The organism is Cryobacterium sp. M96, from assembly GCF_002929845.1.
Taxonomy (GTDB): domain Bacteria; phylum Actinomycetota; class Actinomycetes; order Actinomycetales; family Microbacteriaceae; genus Cryobacterium; species Cryobacterium sandaracinum.
In genome coordinates, this window is the sequence record NZ_PJJS01000047.1 from 91,386 (window position 1) to 115,802 (window position 24,417).

The 24,417-nt window shown below is 67.1% G+C and carries 20 protein-coding genes and 1 pseudogene; 14 read left to right on the top strand and 7 right to left on the bottom strand.

All coding sequences use genetic code 11. The features are described from left to right. Positions 1 to 190: 190 nt before the first annotated feature. Positions 191 to 376: a hypothetical protein gene (locus CXY79_RS08870; protein WP_104100763.1), complete on the bottom strand. Its 186-nt coding sequence runs from the start codon at positions 374 to 376 to the stop codon at positions 191 to 193. Positions 377 to 511: 135 nt separating this feature from the next. On the opposite strand from CXY79_RS08870, the gene CXY79_RS15970 reads away from it, so the two are divergent. Beyond that, a complete protein-coding gene (locus tag CXY79_RS15970) occupies positions 512 to 664 on the top strand; it encodes a hypothetical protein (protein ID WP_158250260.1) in 153 nt (50 codons plus the stop codon). 216 nt (positions 665 to 880) lie between these two features. On the opposite strand, the gene CXY79_RS08875 is transcribed toward CXY79_RS15970, so the two are convergent. After that, positions 881 to 2,311 (bottom strand): FAD-binding oxidoreductase, encoded by a 1,431-nt coding sequence (locus tag CXY79_RS08875; RefSeq protein WP_104100764.1) that lies wholly within the window; start codon positions 2,309 to 2,311, stop codon positions 881 to 883. A gap of 83 nt (positions 2,312 to 2,394) precedes the next feature. Then, positions 2,395 to 3,885 (bottom strand): XRE family transcriptional regulator, encoded by a 1,491-nt coding sequence (locus CXY79_RS08880; RefSeq protein ID WP_104100765.1) that lies wholly within the window; start codon positions 3,883 to 3,885, stop codon positions 2,395 to 2,397. Between the two features lie 186 nt (positions 3,886 to 4,071). On the opposite strand from CXY79_RS08880, the gene aceB reads away from it, so the two are divergent. Together aceB and CXY79_RS08890 are read left to right on the top strand one after the other, a co-directional pair. Further along, entirely contained in the window at positions 4,072 to 5,754 is a 1,683-nt protein-coding gene (gene aceB / locus CXY79_RS08885; RefSeq protein ID WP_104100766.1) for a malate synthase A, read from the top strand. A gap of 109 nt (positions 5,755 to 5,863) precedes the next feature. Then, positions 5,864 to 6,400 carry a GNAT family N-acetyltransferase gene (locus tag CXY79_RS08890; RefSeq protein WP_104100767.1) on the top strand — a complete coding sequence of 179 codons (537 nt, stop codon included), beginning with the start codon at positions 5,864 to 5,866 and terminating at the stop codon, positions 6,398 to 6,400. On the opposite strand, the gene CXY79_RS08895 is transcribed toward CXY79_RS08890, so the two are convergent. The 3 genes from CXY79_RS08895 to CXY79_RS08905 form a co-directional block, all read right to left on the bottom strand. After that, positions 6,397 to 7,824 carry a deoxyribodipyrimidine photo-lyase gene (locus CXY79_RS08895; RefSeq protein ID WP_104100768.1) on the bottom strand — a complete coding sequence of 476 codons (1,428 nt, stop codon included), beginning with the start codon at positions 7,822 to 7,824 and terminating at the stop codon, positions 6,397 to 6,399. The two genes, CXY79_RS08890 and CXY79_RS08895, sit on opposite strands and share 4 nt — an antisense overlap. Continuing rightward, positions 7,821 to 8,885 carry an NADP-dependent oxidoreductase gene (locus tag CXY79_RS08900; RefSeq protein ID WP_233191378.1) on the bottom strand — a complete coding sequence of 355 codons (1,065 nt, stop codon included), beginning with the start codon at positions 8,883 to 8,885 and terminating at the stop codon, positions 7,821 to 7,823. Before CXY79_RS08900 ends, CXY79_RS08895 begins: the two co-directional genes overlap by 4 nt. Positions 8,886 to 9,303: 418 nt before the next feature. Continuing rightward, complete coding sequence (locus tag CXY79_RS08905) at positions 9,304 to 9,960, bottom strand: YqaJ viral recombinase family protein (protein ID WP_369827964.1); 657 nt, start codon at positions 9,958 to 9,960, stop codon at positions 9,304 to 9,306. A gap of 196 nt (positions 9,961 to 10,156) precedes the next feature. On the opposite strand from CXY79_RS08905, the gene CXY79_RS08910 reads away from it, so the two are divergent. From CXY79_RS08910 to rplL, 4 genes are all read left to right on the top strand, one after another. After that, the gene (locus CXY79_RS08910; protein WP_104100770.1) at positions 10,157 to 10,906 is read left to right on the top strand and encodes a response regulator transcription factor; all 750 of its coding nucleotides are present in this window, start codon (positions 10,157 to 10,159) and stop codon (positions 10,904 to 10,906) included. Further along, a complete protein-coding gene (locus CXY79_RS08915) occupies positions 10,903 to 12,411 on the top strand; it encodes a cell wall metabolism sensor histidine kinase WalK (RefSeq protein ID WP_233191379.1) in 1,509 nt (502 codons plus the stop codon). The genes CXY79_RS08910 and CXY79_RS08915 overlap by 4 nt, the downstream gene beginning before the upstream one ends. 436 nt (positions 12,412 to 12,847) lie before the next feature. Continuing rightward, positions 12,848 to 13,363 (top strand): 50S ribosomal protein L10, encoded by a 516-nt coding sequence (rplJ, locus tag CXY79_RS08920; RefSeq protein WP_104100771.1) that lies wholly within the window; start codon positions 12,848 to 12,850, stop codon positions 13,361 to 13,363. A 52-nt stretch (positions 13,364 to 13,415) separates the two neighbouring features. Beyond that, a complete protein-coding gene (rplL, locus tag CXY79_RS08925) occupies positions 13,416 to 13,799 on the top strand; it encodes a 50S ribosomal protein L7/L12 (protein ID WP_104100772.1) in 384 nt (127 codons plus the stop codon). Positions 13,800 to 13,935: 136 nt separating this feature from the next. Here the strand turns inward: rplL and CXY79_RS08930 are convergent, their stop codons facing one another. After that, positions 13,936 to 14,970, bottom strand: coding sequence for a LacI family DNA-binding transcriptional regulator (locus CXY79_RS08930; protein WP_104100773.1), 1,035 nt, complete (start codon positions 14,968 to 14,970; stop codon positions 13,936 to 13,938). A gap of 313 nt (positions 14,971 to 15,283) precedes the next feature. Here CXY79_RS08930 and CXY79_RS08935 point away from each other — a divergent pair, with 313 nt between their 5' ends. The 7 genes and pseudogenes from CXY79_RS08935 to CXY79_RS08965 all read left to right on the top strand — a co-directional run. Beyond that, complete coding sequence (locus CXY79_RS08935; RefSeq protein ID WP_104100774.1) at positions 15,284 to 16,600, top strand: ABC transporter substrate-binding protein; 1,317 nt, start codon at positions 15,284 to 15,286, stop codon at positions 16,598 to 16,600. A gap of 155 nt (positions 16,601 to 16,755) precedes the next feature. Further along, positions 16,756 to 17,889 carry a carbohydrate ABC transporter permease gene (locus CXY79_RS08940; protein WP_104100775.1) on the top strand — a complete coding sequence of 378 codons (1,134 nt, stop codon included), beginning with the start codon at positions 16,756 to 16,758 and terminating at the stop codon, positions 17,887 to 17,889. Further along, complete coding sequence (locus tag CXY79_RS08945) at positions 17,886 to 18,860, top strand: carbohydrate ABC transporter permease (RefSeq protein ID WP_104100776.1); 975 nt, start codon at positions 17,886 to 17,888, stop codon at positions 18,858 to 18,860. Before CXY79_RS08940 ends, CXY79_RS08945 begins: the two co-directional genes overlap by 4 nt. A gap of 102 nt (positions 18,861 to 18,962) precedes the next feature. Further along, positions 18,963 to 20,903: an ABC transporter ATP-binding protein gene (locus CXY79_RS08950; RefSeq protein WP_104100777.1), complete on the top strand. Its 1,941-nt coding sequence runs from the start codon at positions 18,963 to 18,965 to the stop codon at positions 20,901 to 20,903. A gap of 10 nt (positions 20,904 to 20,913) precedes the next feature. Further along, complete coding sequence (locus CXY79_RS08955; RefSeq protein ID WP_104100778.1) at positions 20,914 to 22,278, top strand: cystathionine beta-synthase; 1,365 nt, start codon at positions 20,914 to 20,916, stop codon at positions 22,276 to 22,278. Positions 22,279 to 22,301: 23 nt separating this feature from the next. Beyond that, a complete protein-coding gene (locus CXY79_RS08960; RefSeq protein ID WP_104100779.1) occupies positions 22,302 to 23,456 on the top strand; it encodes a cystathionine gamma-synthase in 1,155 nt (384 codons plus the stop codon). Positions 23,457 to 23,723: 267 nt separating this feature from the next. Next, positions 23,724 to 24,417, top strand: a pseudogene (locus tag CXY79_RS08965) (helix-turn-helix domain-containing protein); the annotation flags it as partial.

Consider the following 24,417-nt stretch of genomic DNA (forward strand, 5'->3'; position numbering starts at 1 on the left):
GGCACTGTTGCATACAACCATGGTGTCTTGTGGGGAGAAGATTCCGGCAACACCGGGCCGCTACGAGCCCAGCATGGTTGACCTCGTCGAGGGCTATGGCGGACCGCAGTCTTGCGGGCTGAGCGGCTGGACGCGCTGGACGGGGCGCGCCCCGCGCCGGGGGATGAAATGTTCCCCGAGCTCACCTCGCTCACGGCCCGTCCCGCTGGCCGCGGTGCCCCGCGTGATCGAGCAGGAGGAGCGGCCCACGGTCGAGTCCGGCGTCAGCCGCGATGAGGCGCGGCACTTCTGCAGCCTGGAGCAGGGAGACATGACCGCACGGTTGCTGGCCAACCCGGTCGTTGACCGAGGCCAGCGGGCCTTCGGGGACGACCATCCGGCGCTCCGTCGGGGGCCTACGAGGCCGGCTGTTTCCGCGGTCGGTGGCCTTGTTCATCTCGCGGGCGGAACAATGCCTGCGCGAGATGGAACCGCACACCGACCGCGTCGGTGTGACCGAGGGTCGCAACGGGTGCTGGGTCAGATCCGCAGCCAGCTGGAATACCGGCCGATCATGGACCTCCTGAACGACCTGTCGAATCAGATGGACATCGTGCAGGCCACCAGCACGGCCTTTGAGGTCATCGGCGACCGCTATCTCCTGATCAGCGCCGTCCCGACCTGAACCCGGGGAGGCCTGAGCCGCGCCGCGGCATCCGTTGCCTCGGACCCACGGATGCCGTGGCTCACCCACCCCGCCCGTCGAACCAATTTGACGGAGATTTTAAGGATGGAGCGCTCTCCCAACGTGGTTTAAACCGTTTTGAGCCAAATCTCCGTCGAATTCGTTCGGGCCGCGGACGCTGCCAGGGTTCCGAGCGCTATCGAGCGCTATCGAGCCCTACGAGTCGAAGCCGAGGCCCAGCGCGTCGAGCGTCTTCAGGATGATGTTGCGGCGGCCTCGGTTGTGGTCGGCGCGGTCGAGTGACCAGCGCGTGGTCTGGATGCCCATCGAAGCGAGGGGCTCCGGTGGGAACGGGAGCGGCCGCCCGCGCACCATCTCCAGCTGCGTGCGCTCGGTCCTGCGCTCCGCCAGTTGGTCGAGCATGACCTTCGCCGCGAAGTGCGTCGCGGCCACGCCCAGACCGGTGAACCCGGCGGCGTAGCTGATCCGTCCGCCGCGGGCCGTGCCATAGAACGCGCAGAACTGGGTCGACGTGTCGATGGCGCCGGCCCACTGGTGGCTGAAGCGCAGCCCGGCCAGCTGCGGAAATGTGGTGAAGAAGTGGCCGGCCAATTGTTGGAAGCTTTCCGGCCGGTTCTCATAGCCGCTCCGCACTCGGGCTCCGTAGTGGTAGATCGCGTCGTAGCCGCCGAAGAGTATGCGGTTGTCTGCGCTCAACCGGTAGTAGTGGAACTGGTTGGCCAGATCGCTCAGCCCCTGCCGCTTCTGCCAGCCGATGGCGGTGAGCTGATCGGGCGACAGCGGCTCGGTCATCAGCACGTAATCGTAGACCGGCACCGTGGACAGGCGGTTGCGGGCCAGCAGCGAAGGGAACACGTTGGTCGCCAGCGCGGTCTTCGTCGCCCGCACCACACCCGACTCGGTGCGGAGCCGGGTGCCCTGCGCCGGACTGAGTCCCTGCGTGTCCAGGTTCTTCACCGGGGTGTGTTCGAAGATCTCGACCCCAAGTTCGGTGGCGACCCGGGCGAGCTCGGTAGCCAGCTTACCCGGGTGCACGAGCGCGTTGCTTCGCTTGTGCCAGATGCCGGCCAGGTACGTGGGGGAGCCGACCTCGGCGCGCAGGGCCGCGGCATCCAGGAACACGCTGTCGGTTCCGGTCGGTTCCTCGCGCAGCCAGTCGACCTGGTGCTCCTCGACGGCCAGGTCGATGGCGCCGGTGCGCTCGAAGTCGCACTTCAGCCCGAGCTCGGTGACGGCCCGCTCGATCTCGTCGAGGTTCTTGAGGCCGAGTTCGGTGAGCCGGTCGATCTCCGTCGGCCAGCGGCGTCGGCCGTTCTCCTCGCCGTGGGTCAGGCTGGCCTCGCAGAAACCGCCGTTGCGGCCCGACGCAGCCCAGCCGATCGTGCGCGCTTCGAGCAGCACCACGCGAGCGCCCGGGTTCTCCTGCTGAGCGAGCACGGCGGTCCAGAGTCCGAGGTAGCCGCCGCCGACGATGGCGAGATCACAGTCGAGGTCGGCCGTGAGGGTCGGGTAGCCGGTCTGCGGAGACACGTCGTCCAGCCAGAACGGCGCGGAGCGGGTGTCGGCGAGGGCGCCCGCGATGACGGATGCGGCGGGCCTGGCCCGCTCGAAAATGGTCGTGCCCACGGATCGTCCTTTGTTCGGCGCGGCTCTGCTACTCGTTCATCATCTCAGGCGCGGTCCCCGTCGGCCATGTGCCCGCCCCGCTCTCATCTCACCGGCGCGTGCGACTCCAGAAACTGGAACACCTCGGTCTGGTCGACGCCGGGAAAGGTGCCCGTGGGCAGGGCCGCGAGCAGGCTGGTGGGCGTGCGCGCGGCCGGCCAGGACTGCCCGGACCAGCGCTCCGAGAGCTCCTCGGGCGCGCGGCGGCAGCACGACTCGTCGGGACAGGTGGACACGGCCCGGTTGTTGGTTTCGCGGCCACGGAACCACTTCACGTGCGTGAACGGCACGCCCACACTGACGGAGTAGTCGCCCTCTTTGGCCTTCTCGATGCGCGAGGTGCACCAGAAGGTACCGCTCGGGGTGTCGGTGTACTGGTACCAGGGGCTGAACCGGTCGGCGACGTGGAAGACGGTGCGCGCGGTCCAGTTGCGGCAGACCGTCGAGCCCTCGACCGCGCCGAGCGCGTCGCTCGGGAAGCGCACCGAATCGTTTTCGTACGCCTTGATCATGGTGCCGGACTCGTGCACCTTCATGAAGTGCACCGGGATGTCGAGCCGCGCGGTGGCGAGGTTCGTGAACCGGTGCGCCGCCGTCTCATAGGACACCGCGAAGGCGTCCCGCAGATCCTCCATCGAGATACGTCGCAGGTTCTTCGCCTCGGTGAGGAGTTTCACGGTGTCTTTTTCGGGCAGCAGGATGGCCGCGGTCAGATAGTTGGTCTCCACCCGCTGAGACAGAAATTCCGCATAGTTTCCGGGCTCCTCGTGTTCGCAGAGCAGGGTGGCGAACGCTTGCAGAATGGGGGAGCGGGAGTCGCGGGACGCCGACTGCTCGGTGGGCAGGTAGATGCGCCGGTTGCGCTTGTCCGTCACCGAGCGGGTCGAGTTCGGAAGGTCGCCCACGTAGTGCAGCGAGTAGCCGAGATGGGTCGCCATGTCGGCCACCACCTGGTGGGAAACCGGCCCGCCGGTGTGGCCGACCGCGGCGAGCAGGCGCTGCGCCTGTGCCTCGAGCTCGGGAAAGTAATTGTCCCGGGCCCGCATGGTGGCTCGCAGCTCCACGTTCGCTCGCCGGGCCTCCTCCGGGGTCGCCGCCCGCTCCCGGTGCAGGCGCAGGATCTCGTTGTGCAGGCTGAGCAGTGTCTGCAATATTTCGTCGCTCGTTCCCCGGCCAACACGGATATGCGGCAGTCCGAGGGCGGTAAGCACGGGGCCCCGCTGAGCGCGCTCGACGGCGATTTCCAGCGCCGCCCGCTCGGACGGGGCATCCGTTTTCAATAGGTCGTCGACCGTGGTGCCGAGCGCGGTCGCGATGGTGCGCAGCATCGACAGGCGCGGCTCGCGCTTGCCGTTCTCGATCATCGACACCTGAGAGGGTGCCCGGTCGATGGCGGCCGCAAGGGCGTCCAGAGTCATGCGCCGGTTCGTGCGCAGTTCACGGATGCGCCGCCCCAGGGTGAGCGCATCGAGCCCTGCCTCCTCGGGAGGAGCCGCGGACAGGGAGGAGCGGAAGGCGGGATCGACGGTGACCATGCCCCATGCTCACATACTCCGGGGATAACTTCTCGTAGCCAGAAGAAATGCTGTTCTTCTGTTATGCCGGCGACGGCGTGACCGGGTCTCCTAGTCCACAGTGGGAATCAGGCAAGCAATGGCGCTTTCCCCAGGCGGCGCCAGTCACGCAGCCCTCCCCGTTCAACTTCCGAAGGAGCTCAGCCCATGAACACCCCGCCCCTGGCGACATCCGACCAGGTCCAGGCCGCCAGTCTGACCACGAACACCGGCAGTTTTGCCACCATCGAACCGCACCTCGAGATCACCGGCGATCTCGGTCCGCGCTATGAGGAGATCCTCACGCCGGAGGCGCTGGTATTCCTGGCCGAGCTGCACGACCGGTTCGCCGGTACGCGGCAGGACTTGCTGGCGACTCGACTGCGCAAGCGCGTGGATGCCTCCAATGGGCGCGACCCGGGATTCCTCACCGAGACCGCGCACATCCGTCGTGACCTCACCTGGACGGCTGCCGGTGCGGGTCCCGGGCTGGTCGACCGCCGGGTGGAGATCACCGGGCCGACCGACCGCAAGATGGCCATCAACGCGCTGAACTCGGGCGCGAAGGTCTGGCTGGCCGACCAGGAAGACGCCACCAGCCCCACCTGGGCGAACGTCGTCGAGGGCCAGCTGACCCTGTTCGACCAGGTGCGCGGTCAGCTGAGCTTCACCAGCCCGGAGGGCAAGCAATACGCCGTCACCGGCGACGCCACCGGCGCCACGCCCACCATCGTGATGCGCCCGCGCGGCTGGCAGCTGGTGGAGAAGAACCTGACGTTCGTCGACCGCGCGAACCGCCGGACGAACGCGTCCGGCAGCCTCGTCGACTTCGGGCTGTACTTCTTCCACAACGCGCAGCACCTGATCGAGGGCGGCAGCGGGCCGTACTTCTACCTGCCGAAGCTCGAGAGCCATGTCGAGGCCCGTCTCTGGGACGATATCTTCAGTCACTCGGAGGACCGCCTCGGCATCGAGTACGGCACCATCCGGGCCACCGTGTTGATCGAGACGATCCAGGCCGCCTTCGAGATGGAGGAGATCCTCTACGAGCTGCGTGACCATTGCGCAGGCCTGAACGCCGGACGTTGGGACTACATCTTCAGCATCATCAAGACGTTCCGCACCCGCGGGAGCCGGTTCGTCTTCCCCGACCGCAAGCAGATCACGATGACCGTGCCCTTCATGCGTGCCTACACCGAGCTGCTGGTGTCGACCTGCCACCGGCGCGGTGCGTATGCCGTCGGCGGAATGAGCGCGTTCATCCCGAACCGGCGCGACCCGGAGGTGACCCGGCGTGCCCTCGAGGCGGTGGCCGCCGATAAGAAGCGCGAGGCCACCGACGGCTTCGACGGCACCTGGGTGGCGCACCCGGACCTCATCCCGACGGCCCAAGCCGAGTTCGACCGCGTGCTCGGCGACCAGCCGAACCAGCTGCACCGCACCCGCGCCGAGGTGAGCGTCACGGCCGCCCAGCTGCTCGACGTGGAGTCCGTCGGCGGGCAGATCACCGAGGCCGGCGTTCACGACAACCTCACGATCGGGTTGCGCTACATCGAGTCCTGGCTGCGCGGCGTCGGCGCGGCGGCCATCGACAACCTGATGGAGGACGCCGCGACCGCGGAAATCTCCCGCTCACAGATCTGGCAGTGGATCCACCTGGGCTCGATCACCGCCGAGGGCATCCGGATCGACGGAACCTGGGTCGAGGAACAGCTCGTCGACGTTTACGAGGCACTCGAGCGCACGCCCGGAGACCGGTTCGACGACGCGCTCGAGGTGTTCCGGGCATGCGCGCTCGAGCCCGAGTTCCCGACGTTCCTCACCGTGGGAGCGTACGCCCGTTACCTGTAGCTCCTGGCCGCGTAAGCGCGCACTCAGCCCGTTCAGCACTACTGAGGGGGCATCGTGCGCGCTCTCGCATGCAGTGGTGGGCTGGTGGGGTCGTCGATAAGCTGGATCGGTGATCGAGATTCGCACGGCGACGGCGACGGATGCCGCGGCGCTGGCCGAGCTGGCCGTCGCCACCTTCGCGCTCGCCTGCCCGCCACACACCTCGGCCGAGGCCATCGCCGCGTTCCTGCGTGACGTGCTCGCGGAGGGCAACTTCGACGCCTACCTGGCCGACCCGGACCGGCTGATTCTCGTGGCCGAAGTGGCCGGGGAGGCCGGGGTCATGCTCGGCTACACGATGCTCGTATTCGCCGAGCCGGCCGATGACGATGCGCGGGCGGCGGCCACGATCCGACCCACGGCGGAACTGAGCAAGTGCTACCTGCGCGCCGAGACGCACGGCCGCGGGGTGGCGGCGGCCCTGATGAACGCGACCCTGGACGCCGCCCGGGCGCGGGGCGCGGCCGGCAGCTGGCTGGGCGTGAACCAGGAGAACGCGCGGGCCATTCGCTTCTACGAGAAGAACGGGTTCGTCACGGTCGGCGAGAAGCGCTTCCTGGTGGGCGAACGGTACGAGGACGACTTCGTGCTGGAGCGGGCGCTCTAACCGGTGCCCTCCGCCCCGGCCGCGCGGGCCGCGATCGACTGCTCCTTCATCCCCTTGATCTGTTCGTAGGCGGCGAGGGCCGCCCGTCTCGTCTCGCCGAGGTCGACGATCGGGGCCGGGTAGGCATCCGTGCCGTATTCCGGCACGTTCTGACGGATATACTCCGCGTTTGGATCGAACTTCTTCGCCTGCAGCTCCGGGTTGAAGACCCGAAAGAAGGGGGCGGCGTCGGCGCCGGACCCGGCCACCCACTGCCAGCCGAACGGGTTGCTCGCGGCGTCGGCGTCGACGAGGGTGTCCCAGAACCACTGCTCTCCGAGCCGCCAGTCGATCAGCAGGTTCTTGATCAGGAACGATGCCGTCACCATGCGCACTCGATTGTGCATGCTGCCGGTGCGCCAGAGTTCTCGCATGCCGGCGTCGACGAGCGAGATCCCGGTGCGGCCGCGCTGCCAGGCTTCGAGCACGCGCTGGTCAAGTTTCGGCCAGGGGAAAGCGTCGAATTCGGGCCGCAGGTTGACGGTGGCGAGGGTGGGGTTGGTGAACAGCACGTGGTAGCTGAACTCCCGCCAGCCGATCTCGGTAAGGAATCGGGTCGCACTGGCCTGGGCGGGCCCGGTGAGGCCGATCCTGGCCCGCTCGGTTGCATGCCAGATCTGGAATGGACTGATCTCGCCCCAGCGCAGGTGCGGCGACAGACGCGAGGTGACCGCCTGGGCCGGCTCGTCGCGCTCGTCGCCGTACCGAGTGAGGGACTCGCTCAGGAAGGTCTCGAGCAGGCGGTGAGCGGAGTCCTCGCCGGGCTGCCAGGCGCCCCGCAGCCCGGCCGCCCAGTCGGGCCGGGTCGGCAGGAGGCCCCAGCTCGCGAGCGCGTCGGAGGGGATCTCTCCGGGGAAGCCGGGGATCGACTCGGGTGCGGGGTAGGGTGCGCGCGGCGGCGGGCCGGCCGTGCACGCCCGCCAGAAGGGGGTGAACACCGAGTAGGTGCCCCCCTGGCCGGTCTGGATCGTCCACGGCTCGAACAGGAGAGCGCCGGCAAAGCTGCGGGCCTCCGTTCCGGCCGCGGTGAGGTTCGACTTGATCCGGGTGTCCACCTCGCGCTCGGCGGCGCCGTAGCGACGGTTCCAGAATACGGCGTCGGCGCCGACGGATGCCGCGAGCGCCATGATCATGTCCTCGGCCGGCCCCCGGCGCAGCGTCAACCGGCCGCCCAGGCGTTCCAGCGAGTCGGCCAGCGCTGTCACGCTCCCGTGAAGCCACCACCGGGCCGCGCCACCGAGCGGCCGGACCGCAGGGGACTCCTCGTCCAGCACGTACACGGCCACGATCGGCTTGCCGCGTTCGAGCGCGGCCTGCAGGGCCGGGTTGTCCGCGAGGCGCAGGTCGTCGCGGAACCAGACGAGGGACGGGCCGTCGCCGCTCACGAGCGAGGCCCGGCAGAGTCGGAGCCGGCAGCGGTCGAGGCAGAGGCAGTGGCAGAGTCCGCAGAGGAGCCGGTCGGGTCATCCGTCACCCGCAGCACGATCTTGCCGCGTGTGTGTCCCTCCTCGATCAGGCGGTGCGCCGCCGCGCCTTCTGCGAGGGGGAACACCCGGTCCACGTGCACCCGCACGGCGCCGTCGTCGATGAGTTCGGTGATGACGTCGAGGGTGTGCCCGGAGGGCGCCACCTTGAATCCGGTGGCACGGATGCCCGCGGCCACGGCCTCCTCCACCATGGTCGGCCAGCTTCCGGTCGGCGCGTTCACCAGGATTCCGCCGGGGCGCAGCACGCCGAGCGACCGAGTGCCGGTGTTGTCGTGAACATTGCCGACCAGGTCGATCACCGCGTCCAGCCCGGAGAGCACCTCGTCGAACCGGGTCTGGGTGTGGTCGATGACGACGTCGGCGCCGAGCTCTCGCAGGAAATCAAGGTTGCGGGTCGACCCGGTCGCGGTCACGTGGGCGCCGAAGGCCTTGGCAAACTGCACGGCGAAATGGCCGACCCCGCCGCTGCCGGCGTGAATGAGCATCCGTTGCCCGGGAGCCGCCGCGGCCAGGTCCACGACCATGCCCCACGCGGTGAGCGCCGCTACCGGTACAGCGGCCGCCTCGACGTGACTGAGTCGCACGGGCTTGCGGGTGACGTTCAGGCTGGAGACGGTCACCAGCTCGGCGTAGCTGCCGGGGGTGCGGGGCACGCGGGCGATGCCGAAGACCGCGTCGCCGGGCTGCAGCGGGAACGCCTCGTAGGGCGCGCTGACCACGACGCCGCTGAAATCGAGTCCGAGCACGGTCGGGTAGCCGCGGATGGCCTTCGTGACGCCGCCGCCGGCCCTGGTTTTGGCATCGATCGGGTTGACTCCGGCGGCGACGACCCGCACGAGGAGTTCATCAAAAATCGCGATCGGGGCGTCCACCTCGGCCAGGTGCAGCTCGTCGGCCGGGCCGGGGCGGTCGATCACGAGGGCGCGCATGGTCGGTGAGTGATTCGTGGCGTTTCCCATCTGCCCATTCTCTCGTGGGTTGCGCGCCGCCGGGGCACAACCGGGACAAACCGGCACATCCCGGTGTCCCTCGAATTGGGGGTGCAAGAGGCCGAATCTGGTGGCGGCGAGGTCTGGCTGGAAGGGGGGCCAGGCGCATAGTCTGTCCACATAAAGGGGGACCGACCCCGGTGTGTGGAAGAGTCCCTGGTTTCCCGCATCCGGTCTCTCTTGGGTTCGGATCATCCCCCCACCGAGCCAGTACTCAGCACTCCGCCCGGCTCATCTGAAAAAGTCGTACCGCACCCGAAGCGGCGCGAACTTGCTCGATCAGTAGTGGCGTGACGCCGAGGGGAAAGCCGCCTGCGACACCCGGCAAGCGGCTTTCCCGCGGGCATCCGCGCGCTGCGAAACCGGTGGACGACCGGTGGACGACCGGTCAGGCCTGCGCGGGCGGTGGACCCGAGGTGGTCTGCTGGTTGAGCAGGGCGATCAGGTTGTTGGCGTACCCCACCAGGATCGCGATCTGGTCTTCGTCACGGTCGATCCACCGGCACTCGGGCTCGGCATTCACGGGGACGAAGTCCTGGTGCTGTTCCCAGACGAGCAGGGTGCGTTCGGCGCCGAGCACGTACTGCTGCCACCACACCTGACGCAAGTACGAGCGCGGGATGCTGCGCCAGGCCTTGCTCGTCGTCTTGATCTCGGCCAGTTCAAGGCCGCCGGCACCCTGGCCTGAACCGGTGCCGACGCCGTCGGGGGTGGCCAGGTGCCGCCGGTGGTGGGCCGCGTGGAACAGGGCCGTGCTGGGCTCGATGCCGTAGCGGCCGAGCACCCAGGCCGCGATCTCGGGCTCCCGGGCGCGCCCGTGGTCCGTGAAGCTGTTGCCGTTGAAGCTGCTGCCGTTGAGCTTGTCGTAGACGGCGGTCTGCAGCGATTTCGGGGTGGCGAGCTTGGCGACATCCGTGGCCGTGATCCCCTGGGCGCGGGCCCGCAGCCAGGTCACCCGGTCGGTGGAATCGGCAACGATGCGCCGGAGGTGCGCCGCGGCGACCAGGGGCGCCACCGGCCGGGCATCGACGGGCGACGGATGCACCTCCTCATCGAACAGGGAGAGCAGCTGGTTCGTCACTGTTCCATTGTGCCTGTTCGCCGGGCCTGCCCACGCCGGGCGGCATCAGCCGTCGCGCTATGGCTGCGGGGCGACAGCGGACGGATGACGGTTTCGCGTCACAGCAGAGACCAAGACTGCGCATAGCCGATTCATAGCCAACACTCGGATACTGGTAATCATGAGCACTAGCGAGAACGAGCGAGTGGTCCGCGCACCGCGCCTGACCAGGGCGGACGGCAGCGCCATCCGGGTGCTCGTGGTCGACGACGAACCCACGCTGACCGATCTGCTCCAGATGGCGCTGCGCTATGAGGGCTGGGAGGTGCGCACGGCCGGCGAGGGGCGTCAGGCGCTCACGATCGCCCGCGAATTCCGGCCGGATGCGATCGTGCTCGACATCATGCTGCCCGACCTCGACGGCCTGCAGGTGTTGCAACGCGTGCGCTCGGACGGCCACGAGACGCCCGTGCTCTTCCTCACGGCCAAGGACTCCCTCGACGACCGGCTCAAGGGGCTGACGGCCGGCGGCGACGACTACGTCACCAAACCGTTCAGCCTTGAAGAGGTCGTCGCCCGGCTCCGCGGGCTCATCCGCCGGTCCACCCTCACCGTGGCCGACTCCCTGGATCCCCGCATTTCGGTCGGCGACCTCACCCTCGACGAGGACAGCTACGAGGTGTTCCGCGGGGGAGACGCGATCGAGCTGACCGCCACCGAATTCGAACTGTTGCGCTTCCTGATGCGCAACCCCCGGCGGGTGCTCAGCAAGGCCCAGATCCTCGACCGGGTGTGGAGCTATGACTTCGGCGGCAAGTCCTCCGTCGTCGAGATCTACATCTCCTATCTGCGCAAGAAGGTCGACGCCGGCCGCGTGCCGATGATCCACACGGTGCGCGGCGCCGGCTATATGTTGAAGACCGCTTCGTGACCCCGAATTCTCCCCGCGAGCCGGGAGCTCGCCGGCGACGCGCGCCGTGGACCCTGCGCCGGCGGCTGGTGCTCGCCGTCGTCGGCCTCCTCGCCCTGGTCAGTATTGGTATCGGGATGGTCAGCGTCGCCATTCTCCGTGCCTCCCTGATCGACGGCCTCGACCAGCAGCTGCAAAGCGCGTCGGACCGGTCAGGCGCCGTGATCGACGTGCGCCGGGATGCGGACGACGAGGGCGGCAACGGGGCACTCTTCACACCGACGGCGCAGATGATTCTGTCCGGTCCGGCCCAGCAGCCTGGAACGCTGGCCCTGGTCTACGACGGCTCGACCGTCACGGCCGGCTACACGGAGGAGGAGAGCGGCGAGATCGCCAAGCTGACCGGTGAGCAGGTGCAGTTGCTGGCCGAACAGATGCGGGAATCGACCGCGGTGACGGTGCATCTCGGCGAAGACGCCGGCAGCTACCGGGTCAGGGCCGACACGACCCGCAACGGCACCCTTTACCTGGTGGGCCTGCCGCTCTCCGGGGTGCAGAACACGGTCACCCAGTTGGGCATCATCATTGCGGTGGTCTCCCTGGTCGGCATCCTCATCGTCGCGATTCTGGCCACCTGGATCGTGCGGCTCGCCCTGCGCCCGTTGGTGCGCGTGACCGAGACGGCGGCGCGGGTGTCCGAGCTCCCCCTGGACCGTGGGGAGGTCTCGCTCGTCGACCGGGTACCGGCCGCCGACACCGACCCCCGCACCGAGGTCGGCCGGGTGGGATCGGCGCTGAACCGCATGCTCGACCACGTGGACGTGGCGCTCGAAACACGTCAGGCCAGTGAGCGCAAGGTGCGCCAGTTCGTCGCCGACGCCAGCCACGAGCTGCGCACGCCGCTGGCGTCGATCCGCGGCTACGCCGAACTCACCCGCCGCTCCGACCAGGAACTGCCGCCGGACGCGCTGCATTCCCTGGGGCGGATCGAGTCGGAATCGGTGCGGATGACCGGCCTGGTCGAAGACCTGCTGCTCCTCGCCCGTCTCGACGAAGGCCGGGAGCTGGTCAGCAGCCCGGTCGACCTGACCAGCCTGATCGTGGACGTCGTCAGCGACGCCCACGCCGCCGGCCCGGGACGGGTGCTGGGCCTGGAGCTGCCCGACGAGCCGGTGGAAATCGTCGGTGATGCCGCGCGGCTGCACCAGGTGTTCGCCAACCTGCTCGCCAACGCGCGTATCCACACGCCCCCCGAGACCACGGTCGACGTGGCCCTCGCGCGCCAGAACGACCGCGTTATCCTGACAGTGACGGATGACGGCCCCGGCATTTCCGAGAACCTCCGGGCCACACTGTTCGAGCGTTTCACCCGCGGCGACAGCACGCGCTACCGGGGAACGGGCAGCACGGGCCTCGGCCTGGCCATCGCCCACGCGGTCGTGGCCGCGCACCAGGGCGAGATCGAGGTCGAGAGCCGCCCCGGTTTCACGTGCTTCCTCGTCTCCCTCCCCGTCGCGCTCGCCTGATCCCGTCCCGTGCCGGTGCGTGGTCTGCCCGGTTCGCCATGCGAATTCGACGGAGATTTTGCTCCAGAACAAGGTTTTGAACCCGAAACCGGCCATTTCGGGCAAAATCTCCGTCGAATTGGTTCAGGGTCGGGTTCAGGAGTCGCAGGCGGGCAGCGGGCAGCAGGCAGCGGGAGGCGGGTTCGGGGATGCAGTGAACGGATACCGATTTGCACCGGCCTCCACCATCCCGTATCGTGGGCGAAAGCCAAAGACCGCCGGTTATTGCCGTGTAGAAATGCACTGGCAATCGAAGGTTCATTCACGTGAACGGCCCGCGCAGGATTCGAAGTCAGACTGCATTCACTGGAATGCGTTCCCAGCTCCGGCGCCTGCGCCGGAGCTTTTTTCATGTCTGCTCCCCGGGCTACCGGCACATGAAACCAAGAGGAGCGCCATGGCGAACAAGGAAGCAACGGTCGCCGAGCTTACGGAGAAATTCCAGAGCTCGACCGCCGTTCTGCTCACCGAGTACCGCGGTCTCACTGTTGCGCAGCTCAAGTCGCTGCGCGTTTCCATCAGTGCGGACGCCACGTACGCCGTGGTGAAGAACACGCTGACCAAGATTGCGGCGAACAACGCCGGCATCACGTCGTTTGACGACGAGCTTGTCGGTCCGTCCGCAATCGCATTCGTTCACGGAGACCCTGTCGCCGTTGCGAAGACCCTGCGTGCCTTCACCAAGGCAAACCCTCTCCTGGTAGTGAAGGGTGGTTACTTCGACGGTAACCCGCTCACCGCCGCAGAGGTAGGCAAGCTCGCCGACCTCGAGTCCCGCGAAGTGCTGCTGGCCAAGCTGGCCGGCGCATTCAAGGCCTCGCTGTTCGGAGCCGCATATCTGTTCAACGCACCGCTGTCGAAGGCTGTTCGCACCATCGACGCGCTGCGTGAGAAGCAGGAGTCCGCGAACTAGGCATCTGCCTGGCATCGCGGTGAGTAACTAAGAAACTATAGGGAGAAAAATCATGGCAAAGCTTTCCACCGAGGAATTGCTCGAACAGTTCAAGGGCCTCACCCTCATCGAACTCTCCGAGTTCGTCAAGGCGTTCGAGGAGACCTTCGAGGTCACCGCCGCTGCACCGGTCGCCGCTGCCGGCGCTGCCGGTCCCGCCGCCCCCGTTGAAGAGGTCGAAGAGCAGTCCGCTTTCGACGTCATCCTCGAGGCTGTCGGCGACAAGAAGATCCAGGTCATCAAGGTTGTGCGCGAGCTCACCAGCCTGGGCCTCGGCGAGGCCAAGGCCGTCGTCGATGGCGCGCCGAAGGCCGTCCTCGAAGGCGTTTCCAAGGAAGCCGCTGAAAAGGGCAAGGCTGCTCTCGAAGCTGCCGGCGCCACCGCAGTCCTCAAGTAGTCGGGGCCCCGCGAGGGGTTCTCTGCTTCTCGTAGAGGCGTGACGGCGCAAGCCGTCCACACAGAGAAGGCGTCGCATCCATCGGATGCGGCGCCTTCTGTCGTTATGCCCGTTCCGTCAGGCCCGACGCACGGTGTCAGCCCCCGTGGGTGAGCCGTGGGCCGCTGGTGCTCGAGCGGATGACCAGGTTCGTGGGCAGCCGGGTCAGGTGATCCTCGTCGCCGTGCTGAGTGGGGTTCTCCAATTCCGTCAGGAGGGCCTGCACCGCGAGCCGGCCCTGTGTGCGCGGGTGCTGCTCAAGGGTGGTCAGACGGAACATATCGGCATACGGATGTCCGTCGATCCCGATCACGGACAAGTCGGCCGGCACCTGGATGCCCAGTTCCCTGGCGGCGACGATCAAACCGATCGCGATCTCGTCGCTCGCGGCGAAGACCGCGGTGGGGCGGGTGCGCGGGTCGCCGAACACGGCGAGGCCCACCTCGTAGCCGCCCGGCATCGTGAACTCGCAGGCGTAGAACAGGCCCGAGCGTTCGGTGGGCAGGCCGGCGGCGCTCATGGCGGCGTAGAAACCGGTGAGCCGGTTGCTGTGCACCTGGAAGTCCATCTCGTCTTCTTTGCTGCCGCCGATGTGCACGATGTCCGTGTGCCCCAGGCTGAGCAGGTGCTCGGTGGCGAGCCGGGCCGCGGCAACGTCGTCGATGGCGATCGTGTCCACGCCGCGGATGGGTCCGCCGATTCCGACCAGCGGGCGGCCCAGACGGTGCAGCAGGGTGACCTCCTCATCGCTGAGCGCCACACCGACCGAGATCACTCCGTCGAAGCGTTTGCGCGCGAGGAAGTACTCGAAGACCCTCTCTCGTTCGGGTGAGGGTGCCGGCAGGTTGTAGAGGGTCATGTCGTACCCCTTGTCCAGCAGCGCCTGTTCCATGCTCTCCAGAACCTCGGAGAAAAACCAGCGGCTGATGAACGGGATGATCACGCCGATGCTCTTGGTTCGGCCGGTGACGAGGCTGGCCGCGTTGGGTGAAGCGACGTAACCGATCTCCCTGGCTGCAGCGATGACCTTGATCCGGGTCTGCTCCGACACATAGCCACGACCGCTCAGGGCACGGGAGGCTGTGGCCTTCGCGACGCCGGCGAGGCGTGCGACATCCGCAATTGCGCTCATTCCAGCCTCCGCCCTTGGACCCGTTTCCAACACTGTACAGCTCTGGCAGGCCCGCTGGAACCGGTTCCATTATATCCGCCGGAATGCGACACGTCCCGCGGGACGAACTTTCGAAGGTGTCGTGGCGGGAGTGCGATCTTTGCCATTCCGTGACAAATCTGGTCTTGCGATTCGGCCCGGCGTACCGTACCTTGTGGTGTGGAACCGGTTCCTTATCTGATCGTTTTCGGCACAGAAGCTGTTCCTGCAGCACCTGGGTGTTTGTCCGGGGATATCCCCGGCGCATCTTCATCAAACTCAACGAGGAGGAAAAATGCGGTCATTCCACCGCCGAATCACAGCACCCATTGCCATTGCGGCGATCGCCGGTCTGACCTTGGCCGGCTGTTCCGGTGGCCCCGGCAGCACGAACACCGACTCCGGAGCTGAAGGCGACGGCGTCGTCTCCGTCTACGGCACCATCGGTGACACCGAGGCCAAGCTCCTCGAGAAGTCCTGGGCTGCCTGGGAAGAAGAGAACAACATCGACATCCAGTACGAGGCGTCGAAGGAGTTCGAGGCTCAGATCGCCATCCGCGCCCAGGGTGGCAGTGCTCCCGACATCGCGATCTTCCCGCAGCCCGGACTGATGGCTGACCTTGCCAGCCGCGACTTCCTCAAGCCTGCCCCGAAAGCCGTCGAAGACAACGTCGACGAGTTCTGGTCCAAGGACTGGAAGGCCTACGGCACCGTCGGGGACACGTTCTACGGCGCGCCACTGATGGCCAGCGTCAAGGGCTTCATCTGGTACTCCCCGGCTAAGTTCACCGAGTGGGGTGTCGAAGTTCCCGAGACCTGGGACGAACTCCTCGCCGTGACGAAGACCATCCAGGAGAAGACCGGCAGCGCCCCGTGGTGCGCCGGATTCGGCTCGGGCGACGCCACCGGCTGGCCGGGCACGGACTGGGTCGAAGACCTCGTCCTGCGTCAGGCCGGAGCGGAGACCTACGACAAGTGGGTTGCCAACGAGATCCCGTTCACGGACCCCGCAATCAAGGCCGCCTTCGACTCCGTCGGAGAGATCCTGCTGAACCCTGCCAACGTCAACGCCACGTTCGGTGATGTCCGCTCGATCAACAGCACCCCGTTCGGTGACGTGGCCACGCCGCTCGCCGCAGGAACCTGCGCGCTGCACCACCAGGCATCCTTCTTCGACGGCTTCATCACGGATGCCGGCGGAGAGGTCGGTCCCGACGGTGACGTCTGGGCCTTCATCACCCCGGCCGAAGAGGCCGGCAGCCAGGCCGTGACCGGTGGTGGCGAGATCGTCGCCGCATTCGCGGATGACGCCGACACCCAGGCCGTTCAGACGTACCTCTCCAGCGACGACTGGGCGAACAGCCGGGTGAGCCTCGGTGGAGTCATCAGCGCCAACTCGGGTCTTGACCCGGCCAACGCGAAGAGCCCCATCCTGCAGGAAGCCATCAAGATCCTTCAGGACCCGGAGACCACCTTCCGCTTTGACGCCTCCGACCTGATGCCCGGCTCCGTGGGCGCCGGCACCTTCTGGAAGGGAATGGTCAACTGGATCAACGGAGCCCCGACCGACGAGGTTCTCACCAGCATCGAAGCCGGCTGGCCCTCCAGCTAGTTCAATTCGGAACCAACGCATCTAACAGCACCACAACCGTGCGGGTCGTCCTCCTGAAAAGGGGCGACCCGCACTCCCCTGCTGGTGTACCGTGGCGGTAGTTTTCCGCCCCACCAGCAAACTGTGAGCCCGCAGTCGTACTCGAGAGGTTTCATATGTCGGTGTTCCTTGCCTGGCTGGCTGACTTGCCGCCCCTGGTCCAAGTCCCCATCATCATCCTCGCGTTCGTCGCCCTGGTGGCCGCGATCCTGTTCGTCGTCGAGATAGCCCCGCGCAAGGGCACCGGCTACACCGTGATCCGTCTCGCCGTCTGCGTCGCCGCCCCGCTGCTCATCCTGCTCGCCGCGGGATCGTACTGGTGGGCCATCGCCGCGGCCGCCGTTCTCGGCGGAGTCTTCTTCATCGTCGACTACCGCTCACGCTCCGGCGCCGGCTACCTCTTCCAGCTCTTCGGCTTCCTCGCTCCGGCCATCCTGCTCCTCATCGTCGGACTCATCATCCCGACCATCCAGACCACGGTGCAGGCGTTCATGAACTCCCGCGGAACCGAGTTCATCGGCCTCGACAACTTCGTCTGGGTGTTCACCCAGCCGGAGGCCATCCGCACGGTGCTCAACACGATCGTCTGGGTGCTCATCACTCCGCTCGTGTCTACGATCGCCGGCCTGGCCTATGCGGTCTTCATCGACAAGAGCCGCGGCGAGAAGTACTTCAAGATCATGGTCTTCATGCCCATGGCAATCTCTTTCGTCGGGGCGTCCATCATCTGGCGCTTCGTCTACACGGCCCGGCCGGCCGACCAGAACCAGATCGGCCTGCTCAACCAGGTTGTGGTGTGGTTCGGCGGCCAGCCCGTCGACTTCCTCGCCAACGCACCCTGGAACACGGTCTTCCTGATCGTCGTGCTGATCTGGGTGCAGACCGGATTCGCCATGGTCGTGCTCTCCGCCGCCATCAAGGGCGTGCCTGCCGAGCAGATGGAGGCCGCCGAACTCGACGGCACCAACGCCTGGCAGAAGTTCACCAACGTCACGGTGCCCGGCATCCGCGGCGCCCTCGTCGTCGTGTTGACGACGATCTCCATCGCCTCCCTCAAGGTCTTCGACATCGTCCGGACCATGACCGCAGGCGCCAACGACACCAGCGTCATCGCGAACGAGATGTACACGCAGTTCAAGAACTTCGAGCAGGGCCGGTCCGCCGCCTTCGCCGTGATCCTGTTCCTGCTCGTGCTCCCGATCGTCGTCTACAACGCCCGCCAGATTCAGAAGCAGAGGGAAATCCGATGAGCGCGATTCTTCCGGTTGAGCTCCCCGTCGACAAGAACACCAAGAGCCAAACTCGCCGAGGCGAGCGCCGTCAGGAGTTCGCGGCGGCCAAGCGCACCAAGAAGCGGTTGACCAGCCGAGGCGCCACGATCGCGGCGCTCGTGATCGCCGTGCTCTGGACCGTTCCGACCTTCGGGCTCTTCGTCTCCTCCTTCCGCCCGGCGCAGGAAGTACGCACCACCGGCTGGTGGACGCTCTTCTCGAACTGGGGTCTGACCATCGACAACTACAGCGATGTGCTCCAGGCCGGCAACAGTCAGCTGAATCTGGCCGGTGCGTTCATCAACTCGATCGCGATCACCCTGCCGGCCACACTGCTGCCGCTGATCATCGCCAGCCTCGCGGCCTACGCATTCGCCTGGATCGACTTCCGCGGCAAGAACGTGCTGTTCATCGCGGTTTTCGCGCTGCAGATCGTTCCGCTGCAGATGGCCCTCGTGCCGCTCTTGCAGTTCTTCTCGCGGGGTGAGGTCTTCGGCTTCCCGGTGGTCTCCTCGATCAGCGACGCCGGCGGCTACTCGCAGGTGTGGATCGCGCACACGATGTTCGCCCTGCCGCTCGCCATCTACCTGCTGCACAACTTCGTGTCGGAGATTCCCGCCGACGTCATCGAGGCGGCGCGGGTCGACGGCGCCGGTCACGGGCAGATCTTCTTCCGCATCGTGCTGCCGCTGACCATGCCGGCGATCGCATCCTTCGCCATCTTCCAGTTCCTCTGGGTCTGGAACGACCTGCTCGTGGCGCTGATCTTCGCCGACGGTGCGGTGGCGCCGATGACCAAGCTGCTGGCCGAGATCACCGGTACCCGCGGCCAGGACTGGCACCTGCTCACGGCCGGCGCGTTCATCTCGATCCTGGTTCCGCTGATCGTGTTCTTCTCCCTGCAGCGCTACTTCGTGCGCGGCCTGCTGGCCGGTTCGACGAAGGGCTAGCCGCATCAGCGACTGTGCCCGTTCCGCCGCTGGCGCCCACCCGGGCCGCCGGTGTTCGGAACGGGCACATTTGTGTGCCGCGCGGGAGTTTAGAGTGAATTCATGAGTGGAATGCACGGTGGCGGCGGCGGTCGACGGGGGCGGGTCAGTGGCGCGGATGTCGTGGCGCAGCGGGCCGAGAACGCCGAGGCCCCGCGCATCCCGAATTTGCTTCGCCGGATCATCGGCCTGTTCGCGCCGCACCGCGCGAAGCTCACGGTCACCGTGGTTCTCGTATTCATCAGCGCGGCGCTCTCCGTCGTGCCTCCCCTGCTCGTGCAGCGGGCCTTCGACGAGGGGCTCTTCCCGCCCGGCGGCAGCCCGGACGTGCAGCGTCTCGCCGTGCTCGTGGGGGTGATGATCGCCATCTACCTGGGGACGCAGTTGCTCGGCGTCTGGCAGGCCTGGCTCACCGCCACGGTCGGCAACTCGGTGATGGGTGCCCTGCGGGTGCGCCTGTTCACCCACTTGCAGGCGATGGAGCTGAGCTTCTTCACTCGAACGAAGACGGGCGTCATCCAATCCAGGCTGCAGAACGATGTCGGCGGCGTCGCGAGCGTGCTCACCAACACCATCTCCAGTCTGCTCGGCAACGTCGTGACCGTGATCGCGGCGCTCGTCGCGATGCTCCTGCTGAGCTGGCAGCTGGCGATCGTCGCCATCATCCTGATGCCCGTGCTCGTCTTTGCCCAGCGCCGAGTCGGCCAGGTGCGGGCCCGCATCGCGTCCAGGACGCAGGAGTCGCTCTCGGATATGACGGCGATCACGCAGGAGACGCTGAGCGTATCCGGCATCCTGCTCTCGAAAAGCTTCACCCGCCAGAAGACCGAGATCCATCGGTATGCCGACGAGAATGCCAACCAGGTCGAGTTGCAGATCAGCCAGCAGATGAGCGGCCAGTGGTTCTTCGCCACGGTGAGCATCTTCCTCTCCAGCATCCCGGCGATCGTCTACCTCGTGGCCGGTCTGCTGATGGGCAGTGGAACGACCGACATCACGGCGGGCACGATCGTGGCCTTCACGACCGTGCAGTCACGGCTGCTGTTCCCGCTGCTCGGCCTGATGCGCGTTGCCCTCGACCTGCAGACCTCAAGCGCCCTGTTCGCCCGCATCTTCCAGTACCTCGACCTCCGGCCCGCGATCCGCGACGCCCCCGACGCCGCCCCCGTGCCGGCCCGCGGCGAGGCCGTCGGCCGGGTCGCCTTCGACGGGGTCACCTTCGCCTACCCGGATGCCGGCGCGGAATCGCGCCCCACCCTGGACGACGTTTCCTTCACGATCGAGCCGGGCCAGTTCGCGGCCTTCGTCGGCCCGTCCGGGGCAGGCAAGACCACCGTGTCCTATCTCATCCCGCGCTTCTACGAGGCCTCGGCCGGGCGGGTACTCTTCTCCGGCGTCGAGGTGCAGGGCCTCCAGCAGCAGTCCCTCGTCTCCCACATCGGCATCGTCAGCCAGGAGACCTACCTCTTCCACGCGACCATCGCCGAGAACCTCCGCTACGCGAAACCGGAGGCGACGGATGCCGAGCTCGAGGCCGCGGCCCGGTCGGCGAGTATCCACGACACGATCGCATCCTTCCCCGCCGGCTACGACACCCTGGTGGGGGAGCGCGGCTACCGGCTCTCCGGCGGCGAGAAGCAGCGCATCGCCATCGCGCGGGTGCTGCTCAAGGACCCCGAGGTGCTGATCCTCGACGAGGCCACCAGCGCCCTGGACGCCATCTCCGAGCGCGTCGTTCAGGCGGCCCTGGACACCGCTTCCCGCGGGCGTACGACCATCGCCATCGCGCACCGGCTGTCGACCATCGTGTCCGCCGACGTCATCTTCGTCGTCGACGCCGGCCGGATCGTAGAGAGGGGCACCCACGCCGAACTGCTCAAAGACGATGGCGTCTACGCGCGGCTGTACTCGGAGCAGGTCACGTCGCCGACGCCCACGGCCCCCACTCCGCTCACGCCGATAGAGTTGACCCGGCTCGAATCCGTGACGAAGAACCCTCGATGAAGGACTCTCGATGAAAATTGCCGACACCGTTCTCGACCTCATCGGTGACACCCCCCTGGTCAGGCTGCACAAGGTGACGGCTGACGTCAGCGCCACCGTGCTGGTCAAGCTGGAGTACCTGAACCCGGGCGGCTCCGCGAAGGACCGCATCGCGGTGCGCATCATCGATGCCGCCGAACGGGACGGCCTCCTGCTTCCCGGCGGCACCATCGTCGAGCCGACCTCGGGCAACACGGGCGTCGGCCTCGCTCTCGTTGCCCAGCAACGCGGCTACAAGTGCGTGTTCGTGCTGCCGGACAAGGTGGGCGAGGACAAGCGCAACGTGCTCACGGCCTACGGCGCGGAGATTGTGGTGACCCCGACATCCGTCGCCCCCGACCACCCTGACTCCTATTACAGCGTGTCCGACCGGCTGGCCCGGGAGATCCCGGGGGCTTTCAAGCCCAACCAGTACTTCAACCCGAACGGCCCGCTCAGCCACTACGAGACGACCGGGCCCGAGATCTGGCGCGACACCGACGGCACGATCACCCACTTCGTCGCGGGCGTCGGCACCGGCGGCACCATCACCGGTACCGGACGGTACCTGCGCGAGGTCTCGGGAGAGAGCGTGCGCATCATCGGCGCCGATCCGGAGGGCTCGGTGTACTCCGGTGGCACCGGCCGGCCGTATCTGGTCGAGGGCGTGGGCGAGGACTTCTGGCCGGGCGCCTACGACCCGGAGGTCGTGCACGAGGTGATCGCCGTCTCCGACGCCGACTCCTTCGCGATGACCCGCCGGCTCGCCCTCGAAGAGGGCATTCTGGTCGGAGGTTCGAGCGGCATGGCCGTCGTCGCCGCCCTGCGCGCGGCGAAAACCCTCGGCGCCGACGACACCATCGTCGTGCTGCTGCCCGACGGCGGGCGCGGCTACCTGGGCAAGATCTTCAATGACGGCTGGATGCGCAGCTACGGTTTCAGCAACGCGCCCGCCGGGCACACGGTCGGCGACCTGCTCTCGTCCAAGACCGGCGCCCTGCCGCCGTTCGTCTACGTGCACCCCAGCGCCACGGTGCACGACGCCATCGGAGTCATGACCGAGGCCAGCGTCTCCCAGGTGCTGGTGCTCACCGAAAAGCCCCCGGTGGTGATGGGCGAGGTCGTCGGCGCGGTCGACGAACGCCGGCTGATGGAACTCGTCTTCTCCGGCGAAGCGAAACTGGCCGACCGCGTCGGCGAGTTCGTCGCCGACTCCCTCCCGCTGATCGGGGTGAACGAGCCCGTCGCGGCCGCGCGCGCCGCCTTCGCCGACCACGATGCGCTCCTCGTCACCGACGGCGGCAAACCCCTCGGCGTCATCACCCGCCACGACCTGCTCACCTACCTGAGCGCCTGAACAGCATGACTAAGGACGAATCAATGGCTCGCACACGAAACTTCGACACCATCGCCATCCACGCGGGGCAGGAATTCGACCCGACGACCGGCGCCGTGATCCCGCCCATTTACCAGACGTCCACGTATGTGCAGGAGAGCATCGGCCACCTGCGCGGCGGCTACGAGTACAGCCGCGGCGGCAACCCGACCCGCACCGTGCTCGAGACCCTGCTGGCCGCGCTGGAGGGCGGAAAGCACGGCCTCTCCTTCGCCAGCGGGCTCGCCGCGGAGGACACCATCCTGCGCGCGCTGCTCGCACCGGGCGACCACATCGTGCTCGGCAACGACGTCTATGGCGGCACGCACCGGCTGATCAACCGGGTGCACGGTGCCTGGGGCATCCTCAACTCCACCGTGGAGATGAGCGACCTCGCCGCCGTCGAACAGGCCATCATCCCGGGCGAGACGAAGATCCTCTGGGTGGAGACGCCCAGCAATCCATTGATGAAGGTCTGCGACATCGCCGCTCTGGCCCGGATCGGCCACCGCTTCGGCGTGACCGTGATTGTGGACAACACGTTCGCCTCGCCCGCGCTGCAGCAGCCGCTGGCCTTGGGGGCCGACGTCGTCGTGCATTCCACCACGAAGTACCTCGGTGGCCACTCCGACGTGCTCGGCGGCGCCCTGATCATCAACGACGACGAGCTCGCCGAGAAGGCCCAGTTCCTGCAGTTCGCCGCCGGCCCCGTCTCGGCCCCGATGGATGCCTGGCTCACCGTGCGCGGAATCAAGACCCTCTCGGTGCGGATGGACCGCCACTGCAGCAACGCCCAGGCGATCGCCGAGCACCTGCAGGGCCACCCGGCGATCGACCGGGTCTACTACCCCGGCCTGCCGACGCACCCGGGCCACGAGCTGGCGAAGAAGCAGATGAGCGGCTTCGGCGGCATGCTGTCGATCTCCTTCGCGGGCGGCGCGGCCGCTGCGCGTTCCTTCGCCGAGGCCACGCAGCTGTTCCAGCTGGCTGAATCGCTCGGCGGCGTGGAATCGCTGGTCAACTACCCCTCCGAGATGACCCACGCGTCGGTTCGCGGCACCGAACTCGAAGTGGCGGACAACATCATCCGTCTGTCCGTGGGCATCGAAGGCGTTGCCGACCTCATCGACGACATCGACCGGGCGCTCGCGGCCGTCTAGGCGGATAAATCCGTACAGCCGCGGCGGCCCTGGCTGCCGTGGCTGATGCGGCATCGCCGCTCAGGGAGATTACCTCCGCTTCGAACGAATTCGACGGAGATTTTGCCCAAATCGGTACTGAATGGGCCAAGAGAGCGGTTACACGCGAAAATCTCGGCTCCCCTGCTGTATCTGTGGGTGTTTCGGAGCGCCTTAACGGCCGCACGCCGCTTCCTGTCTAGGTTTCTGACTGTCAAAGGAAAGAAACTTTATAGGCGGGAAAACGGCGTGCGGTCTCTAACAATATGGCGGACTTTGCTCGGTGTCGACAAGACAGTGGTCGAGGACGTTGATCTCGACCTCGTAGCGGGCGTTTTTGTTGCGTCGGTTCGGCTGACCAGGTCGATGCGGAACCGGTGCGGGAGCTGCCAGAAGCGCTGTCCGCGCTACGACGAGGGGGCGGGGCGGCGCCGGTGGCGGGGATTGGATTTCGGCTCGACCCGGGTCTTTCTGGAGGCGGATGCCCCGCGGGTGTCGTGCCGGGAGCACGGTGTGATCGTGGCTGCGGTGCCATGGGCCAGGCACCAGGCAGGCCACACCCGCCACTTCGATTCATATGTCGCGTGGCTGGCCACTCAAACCTCGAAAACCGCGGCAACTCAGTTGATGCGGATCGCGTGGCGGACGGTCGGGGCGATCATCACCCGGGTTTGGGCTGACACGGAAGAGCTCCATGATCCCTTCGCCGGGCTCACCCGGATCGGGATCGATGAAGTCTTCTACAAGCGCGGCCGGAAGTTCTTGACCGTGGTCGTGGACNAAGCTCCATGATCCCTTCGCCGGGCTCACCCGGATCGGGATCGATGAAGTCTTCTACAAGCGCGGCCGGAAGTTCTTGACCGTGGTCGTGGACCACGATTCGGGGCGTCTGGTCTGGGCTGCTCCGGGCCAGGATAAGGCCACCCTGGGCACGTTCTTCGAT

What these genes read in the sequence shown, in the direction of transcription:
- CXY79_RS08870 (WP_104100763.1), bottom strand. Translation starts at nt 376, where the DNA reads ATGGTCGTCCCCGAAGGCCCGCTGGCCTCGGTCAACGACCGGGTTGGC.
- CXY79_RS08880 (WP_104100765.1), bottom strand. Translation starts at nt 3,885, where the DNA reads ATGGTCACCGTCGATCCCGCCTTCCGCTCCTCCCTGTCCGCGGCTCCT.
- aceB (WP_104100766.1), top strand. Translation starts at nt 4,072, where the DNA reads ATGAACACCCCGCCCCTGGCGACATCCGACCAGGTCCAGGCCGCCAGT.
- CXY79_RS08900 (WP_233191378.1), bottom strand. Translation starts at nt 8,885, where the DNA reads ATGGGAAACGCCACGAATCACTCACCGACCATGCGCGCCCTCGTGATC.
- CXY79_RS08910 (WP_104100770.1), top strand. Translation starts at nt 10,157, where the DNA reads ATGAGCACTAGCGAGAACGAGCGAGTGGTCCGCGCACCGCGCCTGACC.
- rplJ (WP_104100771.1), top strand. Translation starts at nt 12,848, where the DNA reads ATGGCGAACAAGGAAGCAACGGTCGCCGAGCTTACGGAGAAATTCCAG.
- rplL (WP_104100772.1), top strand. Translation starts at nt 13,416, where the DNA reads ATGGCAAAGCTTTCCACCGAGGAATTGCTCGAACAGTTCAAGGGCCTC.
- CXY79_RS08930 (WP_104100773.1), bottom strand. Translation starts at nt 14,970, where the DNA reads ATGAGCGCAATTGCGGATGTCGCACGCCTCGCCGGCGTCGCGAAGGCC.
- CXY79_RS08935 (WP_104100774.1), top strand. Translation starts at nt 15,284, where the DNA reads ATGCGGTCATTCCACCGCCGAATCACAGCACCCATTGCCATTGCGGCG.
- CXY79_RS08940 (WP_104100775.1), top strand. Translation starts at nt 16,756, where the DNA reads ATGTCGGTGTTCCTTGCCTGGCTGGCTGACTTGCCGCCCCTGGTCCAA.
- CXY79_RS08945 (WP_104100776.1), top strand. Translation starts at nt 17,886, where the DNA reads ATGAGCGCGATTCTTCCGGTTGAGCTCCCCGTCGACAAGAACACCAAG.
- CXY79_RS08950 (WP_104100777.1), top strand. Translation starts at nt 18,963, where the DNA reads ATGAGTGGAATGCACGGTGGCGGCGGCGGTCGACGGGGGCGGGTCAGT.
- CXY79_RS08955 (WP_104100778.1), top strand. Translation starts at nt 20,914, where the DNA reads ATGAAAATTGCCGACACCGTTCTCGACCTCATCGGTGACACCCCCCTG.
- CXY79_RS08960 (WP_104100779.1), top strand. Translation starts at nt 22,302, where the DNA reads ATGGCTCGCACACGAAACTTCGACACCATCGCCATCCACGCGGGGCAG.